General features: G+C 70.0%; 10 protein-coding genes. 6 read left to right on the forward strand and 4 right to left on the reverse strand.

Going from position 1 to position 15,255, the window contains the following annotated elements; translation table 11 throughout:
- The first annotated feature begins 88 nt into the window (after positions 1–88).
- Together fsxC and fxsT are read left to right on the forward strand one after the other, a co-directional pair.
- The gene (gene fsxC, locus ACZ601_RS31540) at positions 89–1,447 is read left to right on the forward strand and encodes an FxsC protein (protein ID WP_469544576.1); all 1,359 of its coding nucleotides are present in this window, start codon (positions 89–91) and stop codon (positions 1,445–1,447) included.
- Complete coding sequence (fxsT, locus tag ACZ601_RS31545) at positions 1,431–5,366, forward strand: FxSxx-COOH system tetratricopeptide repeat protein (RefSeq protein ID WP_469544409.1); 3,936 nt, start codon at positions 1,431–1,433, stop codon at positions 5,364–5,366. The genes fsxC and fxsT overlap by 17 nt, the downstream gene beginning before the upstream one ends.
- A gap of 68 nt (positions 5,367–5,434) precedes the next feature.
- Here the strand turns inward: fxsT and ACZ601_RS31550 are convergent, their stop codons facing one another.
- Positions 5,435–6,310: an alpha/beta fold hydrolase gene (locus ACZ601_RS31550; RefSeq protein WP_469544412.1), complete on the reverse strand. Its 876-nt coding sequence runs from the start codon at positions 6,308–6,310 to the stop codon at positions 5,435–5,437.
- A gap of 403 nt (positions 6,311–6,713) precedes the next feature.
- Here ACZ601_RS31550 and ACZ601_RS31555 point away from each other — a divergent pair, with 403 nt between their 5' ends.
- Positions 6,714–7,727, forward strand: a complete 1,014-nt coding sequence (locus ACZ601_RS31555) for a LacI family DNA-binding transcriptional regulator (RefSeq protein WP_469544414.1) — start codon at positions 6,714–6,716, stop codon at positions 7,725–7,727.
- A gap of 139 nt (positions 7,728–7,866) precedes the next feature.
- On the opposite strand, the gene ACZ601_RS31560 is transcribed toward ACZ601_RS31555, so the two are convergent.
- Positions 7,867–9,147: a glycoside hydrolase family 6 protein gene (locus ACZ601_RS31560; RefSeq protein WP_440578533.1), complete on the reverse strand. Its 1,281-nt coding sequence runs from the start codon at positions 9,145–9,147 to the stop codon at positions 7,867–7,869.
- Positions 9,148–9,861: 714 nt separating this feature from the next.
- Between ACZ601_RS31560 and bglS the strand changes: the two genes are divergently transcribed.
- Together bglS and ACZ601_RS31570 are read left to right on the forward strand one after the other, a co-directional pair.
- Positions 9,862–10,641 (forward strand): beta-glucanase, encoded by a 780-nt coding sequence (gene bglS / locus ACZ601_RS31565; protein ID WP_469544416.1) that lies wholly within the window; start codon positions 9,862–9,864, stop codon positions 10,639–10,641.
- A gap of 243 nt (positions 10,642–10,884) precedes the next feature.
- Positions 10,885–11,970 carry a S1 family peptidase gene (locus ACZ601_RS31570; protein WP_440578535.1) on the forward strand — a complete coding sequence of 362 codons (1,086 nt, stop codon included), beginning with the start codon at positions 10,885–10,887 and terminating at the stop codon, positions 11,968–11,970.
- A gap of 140 nt (positions 11,971–12,110) precedes the next feature.
- On the opposite strand, the gene ACZ601_RS31575 is transcribed toward ACZ601_RS31570, so the two are convergent.
- A complete protein-coding gene (locus ACZ601_RS31575) occupies positions 12,111–12,611 on the reverse strand; it encodes a phospholipase (RefSeq protein ID WP_469544418.1) in 501 nt (166 codons plus the stop codon).
- Positions 12,612–13,041: 430 nt separating this feature from the next.
- On the opposite strand from ACZ601_RS31575, the gene ACZ601_RS31580 reads away from it, so the two are divergent.
- Positions 13,042–13,908: an isocitrate lyase/PEP mutase family protein gene (locus tag ACZ601_RS31580; protein WP_469544420.1), complete on the forward strand. Its 867-nt coding sequence runs from the start codon at positions 13,042–13,044 to the stop codon at positions 13,906–13,908.
- A 138-nt stretch (positions 13,909–14,046) separates the two neighbouring features.
- Here ACZ601_RS31580 and ACZ601_RS31585 read toward each other — a convergent pair whose 3' ends face one another.
- Entirely contained in the window at positions 14,047–15,144 is a 1,098-nt protein-coding gene (locus tag ACZ601_RS31585; RefSeq protein ID WP_469544422.1) for an ABC-2 transporter permease, read from the reverse strand.
- Positions 15,145–15,255 lie beyond the last annotated feature (111 nt).

Consider the following 15,255-nt stretch of genomic DNA (forward strand, 5'->3'; position numbering starts at 1 on the left):
CGTTGAATGACCGAACGCCATGGGGGTGGAGCAAGGTCCGCTCCGGAATGATGAATTCGCTCGCATTCTCTTCACTCCTCGGGTGCGGGTGCTCACACAGGACGGGGGTCGTGTGCACGCGACGACGCAGCAGCGAGCGGCGGACCATCGGCCGTACTTCTTCTTGAGCTACGCCCACACACCGGGGTACGGCGGTGGAACGGACCCCGATATGTGGGTCGAACGGCTTTTCCAGGATCTCTGCGGCCATGTGATGGCCATGACCGATCTGCCGGCCGGCGCGCCGGCCGGGTTCATCGACCGTGAGATACGTTCCGGCGAGGGCTGGTCGGAACGGCTCGGTGAGGTGCTCGCCAGCTGCCGGGTGTTCGTCCCGCTGTTCTCTCCGCGCTACTTCGCCAGCGAGATGTGCGGCAAGGAGTGGTACGCCTTCGCCCAGCGCGCCATCCACTACCGGGCCCGCTCCAACCAGCCGGCGGAGGCGATCGTCCCGGCGCTCTGGGTCCCGGTACCGCCCAGCCAGCTCCCCGGGCCGGCCGAGCGATTACAGTTCAACCACCGTGATTTCGGAGACCGTTACGTCAGCGACGGTCTGTACGGGCTGATCAAGCTCAGGCTCTTCGCCGAGGAGTACGAGCGCGCGGTGTACGAGCTCGCCAAGCGCATCGTCAGCGTCGCCGACACGGTACGGATCGGCACCGGCCGGCCCGTCGACTACCGGCTGGCCCCCAGCGCCTTCGGCGCGCCGGGCGGCGGAGCGGGCGGCCCCCGCCCGATGCGGGTCACCATCGCCGCCGCCACCCGCCACGACCTGCCCGAGGGGCGCGACGCCGACTACTACGGCGACAACCCGCAGGACTGGAACCCCTACCACCCGGACGCCGCCCGCCCGCTGGCCTATGTGGCGGAGGACCTGGTGCGCTCCCTCAACTACCAGGCCACCATCACGTCCTTCGACGAGGAACCCGGCCACTCCGGCGGCAAACAGCCCCCCACCACACCCGAGATCCTGCTCGTCGACCGCTGGGCGCTCCAGGACGAGGACCGGTGCCGACGGCTCGCCGCCTTCGACGCGGAGAACCGCCCCTGGGTGACGATGGTCGTCCCGTGGAACCGCGACGACCACCAGAGCAGGGCCGCGGAGGCCGAACTGACCGCCAAGCTGGAGCGGACCATGCCGACCAAGATGCGCCAGGGCCGGGCCTACTGCCGCGCCGCGGCCAAGGGCGTACCGAGCATGGAGGCCTTCGGCCAGATCCTGCCGCAGGTCGTCGAGGTGGCCGCCCAGCAGTACCTGAGACACGCGGCCGTCTACCTGCCCGCCACCGGCGGCGGAGGGCACGGCGAACGGACCCGGCTGATGGGACCCATGGCGCAGACCCAGTACATCCCCGAGACACATGACGCTGCGACGGACGCGGAGGACACGGATGACGGCCAGTCGTGACGGGCGCATCGTCACCTTCTACTCGTACAAGGGCGGCACCGGGCGCACCATGGCCCTGGCCAACACCGCCTGGATCCTCGCCGCCAACGGCAAACGGGTACTGGCCGTCGACTGGGACCTGGAGGCGCCTGGCCTCCACCGGTTCTTCCACCCGTTCCTCGACCCCTCGACCCTCGGTGCCACGACCGGCGTGATCGACCTGATCACCGAGTACGCCTGGGCCGCCACCAGCCCGGTGCCCCGCGCCGACGACTGGCACCGGGACTACGCCCGGATCCAGCCGCACGCGGTCTCGCTCACTCCGGAGGCGCTCGGCTGGGAGTTCCCGCAGGGCGGAACGCTCGACTTCGTCTCCGCCGGACGGCAGAACCGCGAGTACTCCGCGACCGTCTCCACCTTCGACTGGGACAACTTCTACGACCGCCTCGGCGGCGGACACTTCTTCGACGCCCTGCGCGACGACATGAAGGCCAACTACGACTACGTCCTCATCGACAGCCGCACCGGGCTCAGCGACATCGCGGACATCTGCACCGTCCACCTGCCCGACGCGCTCGTCGACTGCTTCACCCTCAGCGACCAGTCCATCGACGGCGCGGCCTCCGTCGCCCGGCAGATCTCCGAGCGGTACACAGGCCGCCCCATCTCCATCTTCCCCGTCCCGATGCGCATCGACGAGGGCGAGAAGGAGAAGGCGGACGCCGGACGGGCCCTGGCCCGGCTGAAGTTCGACCGGCTGCCGCGCGATCTCTCCGGCGACGAACTCACCGCCTACTGGGGCGCGGTGGAGATTCCGTACCGCCCCTACTACGCGTACGAGGAGACGCTGGCGACCTTCGGGGACGAGGCGGGGCTCAGCAACTCCCTGCTCTCCGCCTTCGAACGGCTCACCTCGGTCATCACGGACCAGCAGGTCACCGCGATGCCCCCGGTCGGCGAGGAGGTACGGCTGCGCATCCGCGACGCCTTCACCCGGCGCCGTCCGGCCCTGCCCGCCGACCTCTTCCTCTGCTACGTGGCGGAGAACCGGATGTGGGCCGACTGGATCGAGTCCGCGCTCACCCGGGCCGGCTTCCGGGTCGTGCCGCGCGACGTGTCCGCCGAGCGGGGACCGGACGAACCGGCGGCCGTCACCGCCGAGACCGCGGCCCGCACCGTGGTGCTGCTCTCCAGCGCCTACCTCAAGTCGAGCCGCGCGGTGGGCATCTGGGACCGGGCGGTCGCGGAGGACCCGGGCGGCGGGCGGCGCCATCTGCTGCCGCTCAGGGTCGGTGACGTACGGCTGTCCGCGCCCTACATCGACCGCAACCCCGTCGACCTCTTCCGGCTCGACGAGGTGCACGCCACCGCGGCCCTGTTACGGGCCCTGGACCGGCCCGTGCAGATCACCGACGGGGTCTCGCCCGGACCGCGCTTCCCCGGCACCGTCCCGCGGATCTGGAACGCACCGCCGCGCAACCCCGGCTTCACCGGCCGCTCGCTGGTCCTTGAGCGGATGCGCGACCAGCTCGGCGGCGGGATGGCCGTCGTGCTGCCGCAGCCGCAGACCCTGTACGGTCTCGGCGGCGTCGGCAAGACCCAGGTCGCCCTGGAGTACGTCCACCGGTTCATGGCCGACTACGACCTGGTCTGGTGGATATCGTCGGAGCAGACCGACGACGTGGTCGCCGGTCTGGCCGAACTCGCCGTCCGGCTCGGTGCCCAGGGCGGCGACGACATGGCGGCCGCCTCCCAGGAAGCGGTCGACCTGCTGCGGCGCGGGGTGCCCTCCGACCGCTGGCTGCTGGTCTTCGACAACGCCGACGACCCCGAGCGGCTGCGGCGCTACTTCCCGCAGGGCGGCTCCGGGCACATCCTGGTCACCTCCCGCAACCAGGCCTGGTCCCAGCACGGCGACGCACTGCCCGTCGACGTCTTCCTGCGCGAGGAGTCCATCGAACACCTCCAGCGCCGGGCACCGGGACTGAGCGACGAGGACGCCGCCCAGGTGGCCACCGCCGTGGGCGATCTGCCGCTGGCCGTCGAACAGGCCGCGGCGTGGATCGCGGAGACCGCCACCCCCATCAACACCTATCTGGAACAGCTCGCCCAGCAGGCCCCGGAGGTCCTGGCGCTCAACCAGCCGGCCGGATACCCCGAGCCGGTCGCCGCGACCTGGAACATCTCCATCCAGCGGCTCAAGGAGCGCTCACCCGCCGCGGTGCGCCTCCTCCAGCTCTGCGCCTTCTTCGCCCCGGAGCCGATCTCGGGGAACCTGTTGTACAGCAAGGAGATGATCGAGGCGCTGAAGCCGTACGACGCCTCGCTCCAGGAGAAGCTGGTGCTGGGCCGGGTCATCCGGGAGATCGGCCGGTTCGCCCTCGCCAAGGTCGACCAGGTCTCCAACTCCATCCAGGTGCACCGGCTCGTCCAGGCCGTCATCCGGGCGCAGCTCACCGAGGAGGAGCAGCGGGACGCCCGGCACGCCGTCCACCGCATCCTGGCGGGCGCCCGGCCCGATGACGACGAGCCGATCGACAACCCGGCGAACTGGCCTCAGTTCTCGACGATATGGCCGCACCTCGGCCCGTCCGACGCGCGCAACTGCCAGGAGCCGGAGGCCCGCAGGCTGCTGATCGACCGGGTCCGCTACCTCTGGAAGCGCGGTGATTTCAGGACGGCCACCACGCTCTGCGAGGAGCTGCGCGACATCTGGCGCGAGACGCTGGGGGAGCGGGACATCCAGTACCTGTACCTCTGCTTCCACCTGTCCAACATCTACCGCTCGCGCGGCCGCTACGTGGAGGCCAGGGAGCTCGACGAGATCACCCTGGCGACCCAGCGGGAGGTGCTGGGCCCGGAGCATCCGCACACCTACATGAGCACCAGCAGCCTGGCGACCGACCTCGGGACGCTCGGGGAGTACACCCGGGCGATCGAGTTGGCGACCGAGGCGACCGAGGGGTTCAACCAGATCTTCCACGACTCCCACCCCAGGGCCCTGGCCGCGGCCAACAACCTGGCGTTCACCCTGCGGTCCATCGGCCAGTACGCCAAGGCCCGCGAGATCGACCAGGACGTCTTCGACCGGCGCCGCGAGGTGCTCGGCGAGGAGCACCCGTACAGCCTCTCCTCCGCCATGAGCCTGGCCCGCGACCTGCGTGACGTGGGCCGGTACGAGGACTCGGTGGGCCTGCTGAGCCGTACGTACGACAGCTACAAGGCCACGCTCGGCCGGTCCTTCCCCGGCACCCTCAGCGCGGCGAAGGCGCTGGCCGTGTCGCTGCGGCGGGCCGGGCGGCTGGACGACGCCCGCCGGCTCACGGTGGCGACCAGGGCCCGGTACCGGGCCAAGTACACCTCCGCCAACCCGGAGTGGCTGGCCTGCGACCTCAATATGGCCGCCGACCTGTACGCGGCCGGCGAGGCGGACGAGGCCAGGGTCACCGCCCGGGAGGTCGTCGACCAGTACATGAAGGTGCCGGGCGAGAAGCACCCGTACACCCTGGCCGCCCTGAACAACCTGGGCGTCTACCTGCTGGGCGCCGGCGCCGCGGAGGAGTCGGAGCAGGTGCTGACCCGGGTGGTCGCCTCGATGCGCGAGGTGTACGGGCCGGAGCACCCCAACACGCTGTTCAGCGTGATGAACCTGGCCAACACCACTGCGGAACGGGGCGATCTGGACCTGGTGCTGACGACCGAGCGGCGGCTGGCCGGGCAGTTCCGGCTGGCTCTGGGGGCGCATCACCCGGAGACGCTGGGCATGAAGTCGAACATGGCGGTGACGCTGGACGCCATGGGGCGCCATGAGGAAGCGCTCCAGGTCAGGGCGGAGACGGTCGAGGAGCTGTCCCGGCAGCTCGGCGACGAACATCCGCTCACCCGGATCGCCCGGGACGAGCGCCGCTTCCAGCGCGAACTGGAACCGCTCGCGGTATGAGAAAGCCCGCGGAATGACGGAGCGGGAGCGTCCGGCCGTCGCCGGACGCTCCCGCCCCGCCGCTCGGCTCAGCGCTCGGCCGTGTCCAGCAGCCAGGTGAGGATCCGGGGGAGCGCGTGCAGCGCGTCGAAGTGCGCGGCTGCCGGTTCCACCACGACGGTGGCGCCCGGGATGCGGCTCGCCAGCCAGCGGGTGTGCCCGACCGGTGAGAAGACGTCCTTCTCGCCGTGCCACAGCAGGACCGGACCGGTGATGCCGGCCGGATCGAACCCCCAGGGACGGCTGAACGCGAGCGCGTCGTCGATCCAGCCGTACGCCGAAGTGCGCAGCCCCTCACGGTAGTTGCGCAGCAGCATGGTGCGGACACCGACGTCGTTGACCACCATCCGGTCGGAGTCGGTCAGCTCCTGGCGCAGATCGTCGATGAGCCGGACCGGGTCGCGTCTGATCACCGCGGACCGCGAGATGAAGGACTCCGCGAGCCCGTCCGGATCGTCGGCCGCCGTGGTGTACGCCGCCACGTTGGAGGCGGCCATCCCCTCGAACCAGTCGAGGCCGGCGGCGTCCCAGGGGGCCAGCCCCACCAGGGCCGCGGTACGCGTGACCCGCTCGGGCATCAGCGCGGCGCAGGCCAGGGCGTGCGAGGCCCCGCCGGACCGGCCGACGACCGCGAACCGGTCGAGCCCGATGTGGTCCGCGATGGCCCGGACATCCTCCACCGCGTCGGCGACGCAGCGGCCCGGCTGCCGGTCGGAATCGCCGTATCCCGGCCGGTCGTAGGTGATCAGCTGGGTCTTGCGCTGGTACAGCACCATGCCGCGCGGAGCCGGACCGAGCCTGCTGCCGGGCATCCCGTGCAGCAGAAAGACCGGTCTGCCGCGGGGATCCCCCAGACGCTCCACCACCAGTTGCCGTCCGTCGGTTGCGCGCACGCGACTGCGCACTCCGCGCCTCCTTGCGATTCCTGCGGACACGGCGTGTCCGGCTTTCCCCGCACCATCCGATGATGACCCATCAGAGCTGTTACCGGGATGGCGCGTGGGGAGAATCCGGGAGGCTCCGGAGCGGCGGGCGGTTGCGAAGTCCCGGGCACGCGCCGGGAACCCGACCCTCAGGGGGGGAGAACCGGCCAAGGGCAGAGGCGTGCTGCGGAAACCCTGCGGCCGCTCTGGCCACCGGGCCCCGATCCGCCCGGCCGCCGAGTTGGGAGGCCTTCCAGTACGGAGCCGCAGAACGGCGGCGGAACGGGCTGATTCCGCGGGCTTGACCACCCTCCGTCCCTGTTCGCGCGTCCACAGGTCACAATGGAAGGGCTTCCATATCTGCACCGAGGGAAGGCCCACGTCCATGACTGAGGAACTGCCGCGCCGGCACGCCACGCTCGACGAGGTGGCCGCCATGGCCGGTGTGTCACGGTCGGTGGCTTCCCGGGTGATCAACAATGCTCCCCATGTCAGCCGGGCCAAGCGTGAGGCCGTCGAGCGGGCGATCAGGAAGCTCGGCTACGTCCCCAACCCGAAGGCGCGCGCCCTGGCCACGCGTCAGGCGGGCGCGGCCGCGCTGGTCATCTCGCGCGACGACCCGGAGGTGTTGACGGACCCGTTCTTCGCACAGGTCATCGCCGGAGTGGCCAGCGCCCTGGAGGATGCCGACCTGCACATGATGCTGTGCGTGGCCGCTACCGCGCGCGGCCGGGACCGGGTGGAACAGCTCGTGCGCTCGCGGGTCGTCGACGGGGTGATGCTGATGGCCCTGCACGAGGACGACCCCTTGGCCCGGATCGCCAAGGAGAGCCAGCTGCCGGTCGTCTTCGGCGGGCGCCCCGTCGACTTCGAACCGCGCTGGTACGTGGACATCGACAACGTCGGAGGTGCGCGGGACGCGACCGATCACCTGCTCGCGCGGGGGCGGAACCGGATCGTCACGATCTGCGGCCCGCTGGACACCGAGGTGGGCGACTCACGGCACCGCGGCTACCGGGAAGCCATGCTGCTCGCCGGTCTGACGCCGCTCCCGCCCGCGGAAGGAGACTTCACCGAAGCCGATGGAGCCGCCGCCATGGCCCGGCTCCTGAAGGCGTATCCGGATCTGGACGGGGTGTTCGCGGCCAACGACAACATGGCGGCGGGCGCCTTGCGCGCGCTGCGCGCAGCCGGCCGTTCGGTACCTGAGGACGTGGCCGTGGTGGGGTTCGACGACCTGGCCGTCGCGCAGATCGCCGATCCCGCACTCACCACGATCCACCAGCCCATCCGGGATCTGGGCCGTGAGATGGCCCGGATGCTCGTCGGGCTCATCGCGGGCCGCTCCTCCAGCCCGCTGATCCTGCCCACCCATCTGGTGAAGCGTGCCAGTTCCTGAGGGAGCCGGCGCAGGGCGACCTGCTCGGTGGGCTCTTGTGAGGAGATCACTCCCGCCACCCTGATACGCCGCGGGTCGGCCTGAACCGACGGCAGGGCGCGCTGCCGTCCGGCGCCGGGCGGCAGCGCGTGTCCTGCTGCTAACGGCCGGTGTTGAAGGTGAGCGCGGGCTTCGCGTTCTTGGCCAGGGTGTGCGCGAACGCCGGCCACCAGGCGCCGGCAGCCGGGTCCTCGACCCCGTACTCGGGGTCGACGGGGCCCGCCGTGCCCCGGTGGCAGGTGCCGTCCGATTCACCGATGGTCTTCACGTACAGGTACGCGTCGGCCAGCGGCTTGCCGGTGTCGGCGGTGGGCCGCACACCGATTCCTCGCCCGGGGGCGTTGCACCAAGGTTCGGCATCGGTGTACTTGCCCGCCGGGGGTATCCAGGCGCCGAGGCCGTTGCGGCTGTTGTCCAGGACGTAGTGCGAGAGGTCCTTGACCGGGGGCCGGCCCACGGTCCGGTCGAACCAGGCGTCGGTCCACTTCCAGGTGGCCGTGTCGAAGAAGTCCACCGCGTTGCCGGGCTGCCCGTCGTTGGGGGCGGCCGGCGAGTAGTACTGACTGGCGCAGGTGTCCGTCTTGCCCCGCGCCTCCGCCGGGCCCTCGGTGGCGTACCAGACGCACTTGGAGACCCAGGTGGCGTACCGGTTGAGCTGGTCGGTGGGCTGGTAGTTGGAGACGTTCAGGGCGAAGCCCTGGGTCTTGGCCAGATCGGCCTTGATGAGCCGTCCGGCCAGTTCACCGACCGGCTGCCAGTTGCTGCTGCCGCCGTCGAGGTACACCGACGTCCTGGGCCTGGACCCGATGATGTCCACCGCGGCCCGGATGTTGGCATACCGCTCCTCGGTGCGGGTGCCGTCGGCGTCGCCCTCGGGGCAGTCCTTGGGGAGCAGGGCCAGCCCGTCGGGCTCGACGACGACCACGGCGCGGCCGGTGCCGACACCGTCGGCCACCGCCTGGACCCAGGCGCGGTACTCCTCCGGGCTGTCCGCGCCGCCGGCCGAGTAGAAACTGCAGTCGCGGCCGGTGACGTTGTAAAGGACGAAGACCGGGACGGTGCCGGTGATCGCGGCCGCCCGCATCTTCTTCCGGACGACCTTCCTGATCTCGGCGGGGGTGCCGTAGTCGAGCCAGATCGCCTGCGGCCAGGAGGCCAGCTTGGCCATCCGCAGGGCGTCTTCGACGTTGCCCGCCTTGAGGTCAGCGACCGCCTGTCCCGCGGCGCCGGCCTCGGGGTCGACGTAGAAGCGGGTGTTCCTCGGCAGCGTATGGTCCGCCGCCGGAGTGCGGGGCGCCGCAGTGGCCTCGCCGCCGCCAAGGGCGCCGGCGGCGAGCGCCGCGCAGGCCACGGGGACGAGCAACCGTCGCACTCTGCTCATGAGGTGAAGTCTCCTTCGTACGGGGAGGGTGGGCCGGTTCGCCGGGTTCGGACAGAGGGTGCGCTCGTGGCGAACGGGGTGTGCGGAGCCCGAGCGGTGCACCCCGCCGACGACATGGGGCCGCGAGGCGGGCGCCGGTACGGATGGGGCGGAGCACGCTCTGCTTGCAGCTCATTATTGGGAGCGCTTCCAGCCTTGTGTGGAGTCCGGCGCTTCCGTGGGCACATGCTGAGGCCCGTATCGCCGGCATGTCAATAGCCGTCCTGCCGCCCGTTGCCTTCACCTCTTCAACGTGCCGGAACTTGGGAGTTGGGGCGCTGAACGGCGTGTGCGCGCTTCGGTGACGGGGGTCTCGGCGTGAACGGAAGGTTTCCTCCGTGCTTCACCAAGTGCACCCGGTCTCTTGTCGGCCGGTTGATGTGCTGCTACTTTTTGGAAGCGTTCCCATATGGGAGCGTTCCCACTGTTCGCTCATGGCGCGCCACCCATGCGCCGAACGCACCTGCCGAGGTCCTGCCCGGGTGTCAGCTGCGCCCTGCCGTCAGCGGACGCCGAACCTGTCCCGCACATGGGTTCCACGGCACCTGCTCCGAGCCATGCCCGACAAGGCCAGGACGCGTCGGCCGACCGCCGGATAGGCCGACGCCCCCGTACGCCTCGATGGATGGTGCGCCCGGACGCCGCCTGCCGCATTCGCCCCCCAAGGAGGCCGACATGCAATCCCCTACGACATCACGCCGGTTCCTCAGACACCGTTGGCTGCTCGCCCCGCTCGCCGCCCTCGCGCTGATCCTCAATCCGATGACCAGCCCCGCGTATGCCGTCGGCGGCAGCTTCACCGACAACTTCGACTCCTACGACACCGGCCGCTGGAGCACATCCGACGGCTGGTCCAACGGAGGCATGTTCAACACCGGCTGGCGTGGCGACCACGTCTGGTTCAACGGCGGCGTCATGGGCCAGAACCTCGACACCGCCTCCTGCCCCACCGGCTGCTCGGGCAAGCCGTACGCCTCCGGCGAGTACCGCACCAACGACCTTTACTCGTACGGCCGCTTCGAGGCCCGGCTCCAGGCTGTCAAGCGTGAAGGCACGGTGACCGGGTTCTTCACCTACACCGGACCGAGCGACGGTCAGCCCTGGGACGAGATCGACGTCGAGATCCTCGGCAAGAACACCAACCAGATGCAGACGAACTACTTCACCAACGGTGTCGGCGGCCACGAGACGCTCATCGACCTCGGATTCGACGCCTCCGCCGGGTATCACGACTACGCCATCGAGTGGTGGAACCAGGGCACCGTCAACTGGTTCGTGGACGGCAAGCTCGTCCATCAGGAGGACGGCTCGCGCGGCGCGCTCCCCACCCATCCGATGCGCATCATGGCCAATCTGTGGCCCGGCACCGGAGTCGACGGCTGGCTCGGTCCGTTCAGCTACCCCGGCACTCCGCTGACCGCCCGCTACGACTGGATGAAGTACACCAAGTACTGATTCCGGTGAAGTAAGTGAGGCCGGTACAGGGCCTGTTGCCCGGTGCCGGCCTCACTGCTCAGTCACCCGCGCCGAGGTCCGGCCGCCGGCAAGTGAACGTGTCACGACCGAATCGGTGGTGTCGTGTGTGCGTCCTGAGGTCGGCCTTGTGTGCTATCCGCTCCGTCGGAATAGTGGGCGCCTCATCCTCCGTGTACGGGCGACCCCACATCACCCGTGCGCGGCCCCCACAGGAGGTCGAAGTTGAAGCATCGACGCATATCCAGGAAGCGGGCAGTGCTGGCGGGTTCGGCGGTGGTCGCCCTGGTCGCAGCGGGAGCGACGTTCCAGAGCGCGAATGCCAGTGAAGGAACCCCCGAGGTCACCGCGCGGACGCTGACGGCCGACGCGGCAGGCAAGCTGGCGACCGGTCTGGGCAAGGATCTGGGCGCCGACGCGGCCGGCTCGTACTACGACGCCAAGTCGAAGAACCTCGTGATGAACGTGGTCGACCAGGCGGCCGCGGACCAGGTCGAGCAGGCGGGCGGCCGGGCCAGAGTCGTACCGAACTCGCTCGCGGAGCTGAAGTCGGCCCGGCAGACCCTGACCGGCAAGGCGACGATCCCCGGCACCTCATGGGCCGTCGACCCGGTCAGCAACAAGGTCGTCGTCACGGCCGACCGTACGGTCAAGGGCGCGGCCCTGCAGAAGCTCAGCTCGGTGGTCGAGTCGCTGGGCGGCAAGGCCCAGCTCAAGAAGTCCGCCGGGGAGTTCAAGCCCCTCATCGCGGGCGGCGACGCGATCTGGGGCGACGGCGCCCGCTGCTCGCTCGGCTTCAACGTGGTCAAGGACGGCGAGCCGTACTTCCTGACCGCCGGGCACTGCACCGAGGCCATCTCCAGCTGGTCGGACTCACAGGGCGGCGGGGAGATCGGCACCAACGCGGCGTCGGAGTTCCCGGACAACGACTTCGGCCTGGTGAAGTACACCTCGGACACCGCGCACCCGAGCGAGGTCGACCTCTACAACGGCTCCACCCAGCCGATCACCAAGGCGGGCGAGGCGACCGTCGGGATGACGGTGTCGCGCAGCGGTTCCACCACCCAGGTGCACGACGGCGAGGTGACGGGGCTGGACGCCACGGTCAACTACGGCAACGGTGACATCGTCAACGGGCTGATCCAGACGACGGTCTGCGCCGAGCCCGGCGACAGTGGCGGCTCGCTCTTCGCCGGCGACACGGCGATCGGCCTGACCTCGGGCGGCAGCGGCGACTGCTCCTCGGGCGGTGAGACGTTCTTCCAGCCGGTGCCGGAGGCGCTGGCGGCCACCGGGGCGGAGATCGGCTGACCGTCTCGACCGTCTCCGTGCGGTGACGAATGGCTCCCGGTGCGCTTTGGCGCCGGGGGCCATTTCGCGACACCTGCGCCACGGGAAGCCTCGGAGACCCGGGCCGTGATGTGGACCGGGCCTCCGAGTGGTGGTGCCGGTCAGGCGGCCTGAGGCAGTCCGCCGGCGCCCGCCTTCGCCGGTGCGATGCCGAGGATGTCCACCGCGTGGTAGTACGTCCAGGCCGTGGCGTTGCACGAGGTCAGCTTCGCGCCGGAGTAGGCGGCGCATACGCGCTTCAGGTCCTCGTAGAGGGCGGAGTCGATGCGGGCCTTGTTGGCGGAGAACGTGCCGGCGGCCTTGTAGTTGCGGTAGCCGAAGTCGTGGCGGGCGCAGGCCGTCTGGAAGGGGAAACCGAACGGGTTGTCGGGCGAGGAGCTGCAGTAGTCCGTCGACCAGTCGAAGCCGTAGGCGGCCCATGTGCCCTGGTTGTTGCGGGCGGCGTTCCAGGAGTTGTAGCTGGAGGCGCTCGTCTGGGTCCAGGAACTGAGGACCTGGGGCTTGTCAGAAGGGGCGGCCGAAGCGGATGTGGCGGGCAGCAGGGCGATGGGGAGCGACAGGGCGGCCGTGGCGAGCATTGTGGCGGCGAAGCGGCGAAGCATGAATAACCTCCGGGCGTTTTGGGAGAGTTGCTGTGGTCATGCATTTCGTGGGTCCCACGAGATCGCTTCAGGATGCTCGTCATGGACCTGTCATTTCTAGCTGTTGTGTCAACTGGACACCACGGGCTGGTGTGCGTGTCAGGGGCTGAAGAACATCCAAGAACATCCGAATGGAATCAGCCGGCACTGACGGGCGGCTGACGGAGATCCCGGCCGTCCGGGTCGCAGTCGCTTCGTTCAGTGTTTAACGGCTGTTGTGGCGTGGGCTATTGGCTGCCCGGCCGCCGGATGATCCCGTCGCCGCCTCCCGATCGGGTGGCCCTTCAGGGCTCGGGTGCAGGGCAGCGTGTCGGAAGGAAAGAGCCGGTAAAGCCCGGTACATCTATGCAGGTACGCGCAAAGGCTCACGGCCGCACGCAAGGAGAGAGACATGCGCTACGGAAGCGCGCTGCGCCAGCAGATCCACACGCCCGGGACCACTCCGCTCGTCGGCATCTACGACATGTACTCGGCATCGGTGGCCGCCCGCCACTACGACGGCTTCTTCGTGTCCGGGTTCGGCTTCGCCGCCTCCTACTACGGGCTGCCGGACATCGGCTTCATCGCGTGGCCGGACATGGTCGCATTCGTCGAACGGCTCCGGCACGCCTTCCCGTCGCACCACCTGCTGGTCGATATCGACGACGGGTACGTCGACCCGGAAGTGGCGTGCCACGTGGTGCGGCAACTGGAGCGGAGCGGGGCGTCCGGAGTGATTCTTGAGGACCAGAAGCGCCCGCGCCGATGCGGCCACGCGGACGGCAAGACGGTGCTGCCCCTGGAGGAGTACCTGGAGAAACTGAACCTCGTCCTGGAGAACCGGGGGGACCTCGTGGTCGTGGCCCGCACGGACGCCACGGAGGAGGAGGACATCCTGCGCCGGGCCCAGGCGCTCGCGGAGACCGACGCCGATGTGGTGCTGGTCGACGGGGTGCGGGACGTCGAGTGGATCCGCCGGATCCGGAAGGTCATCAACGACAAGCCGCTGCTCTTCAACCAGATCGCGGGCGGCAAGTCGCCGAGGCTCTCGCTCTCCGAACTCACCGACCTGGAATGCCAGGTGGCCATCTACAGCACGCCGTGTCTGTTCGCCGCGCACACCGCCATCGACACCGCGCTCAGTGAGTTGAGGGAGGCCGACGGGCGGCTCCCGGAGTTCTCGCCGGGCTCATCGGTGGGTGTGCGGGCCGCCACCGAACTGCTGGAGAAGAACATCAGCCGGCACCACCCGGCCGAGCCCCGGCTCGTCACCTCCTGAGGCGGACCCGGGAGCAGCGGGCCGGCCGGTGAGGGTGCTGTGCACGGCACGGTTCGCGGAAGGCGCCGCGTGGGCCGACGCCCCGACGGGGGCATGGAGACGAGACACGTCCCCTCGTTGATCACCCGACCGGGACGTCTAGGCGAGGCTTGATCCGCCGCTCGCTGTCCCCGTTTCCGGCCCCGGCCCCGTCCCCGCTCCTGTCCCCGTTCCCGTTCCCGTGAGCCGGTTGTCGTCCGCCTCCTCCGGCTTCTTCCGCATCGCCATCAGCAGAGTGATGACCGTGCCGACCACCGCCCACGCGGACAGCACCAGCAGCGGTCCGGTCACCGCGTTGCCCCGGAAGTACGCGATCGAGCGGGCCACCCAGGTGCCGGCCCCCGGCGGCAGCGCGGGGCCGATCGACCGCCAGAAGTCCGGGAGCATCGGCAGCGGGAAGGCGCCGCCCGCGCTCGGGTTGCCCGCGATCACCACGAGCAGGACGGCCAGGCCGATGCCGACGATGCCGGTGAGCGCCTCCAGGGCGAGCGTGATCATGCCGACCGAGAAGACGGTCAGCGCGCCCAGTCCGGACAGCCCCCAGAAGGATCCGGGCAGGGCTCCCAGGATCGGGCCGATGATGATCGCGCCGCCGATTCCGCCCGCGATCGAGTACAGCGCCATGACCCCGGTCCTGATCACCGCGCGCTGACGGTTGGCGGGGCGGGTCCCGGCGCTGATCGCCAGGATCGACGCGCACAGGTACCCGCCGACGCACCAGCCCACCACCAGGTAGAAGGACGAGAGCCCGTCGAAGTCGTCGCGAGAGGCCGGGGCCACGTCCACGGAGCGGACCGTGCGACGCTGGGTGAGGTCGACCTTCGTGATGATCGCCGTCAGCGAGTTGGCCAGTACGGTGCCCCCGCCGGAGGCGACCAGCACGGTGTCGGTGGTGCCCCGGGGGCTGACGATCAGGGCGCCGTCGATGTCGCGGTCGAGGATCTGCCGGCGGGCGGCGGCCGCGTCGCTGACCGTACGGGGATCCAGCGGGCCGCCGGGGAGGTCCTTCAGCTCGGTGAGGAGCCGGGCGGAGATCTGCTGGGGTGCGACGACCCCGAAGGGGACGTCCGTCGGCTTCGGCTTGTGCAGCGCTCCGACATAGGACGCGATGAACAGCAGCTGCAACGCCAGTACGCCGATGACGAGCAGCGCGGCCCGCGGAGTGACGGCGTTCTTCACCTCATCAGCGAAAGTCATGCCCCCACCGTCCTGCGTGCCCGTTGTCCACGCAGTCGGGGCCGGGCCGAATGGCTGAGCGGCGGCTGAGCGACGGCTGCGGGGTGGCTGTAGGGCGGCTCACCTCCCGGT

It is taken from the genome of Streptomyces sp. NPDC104307, assembly GCF_055584045.1.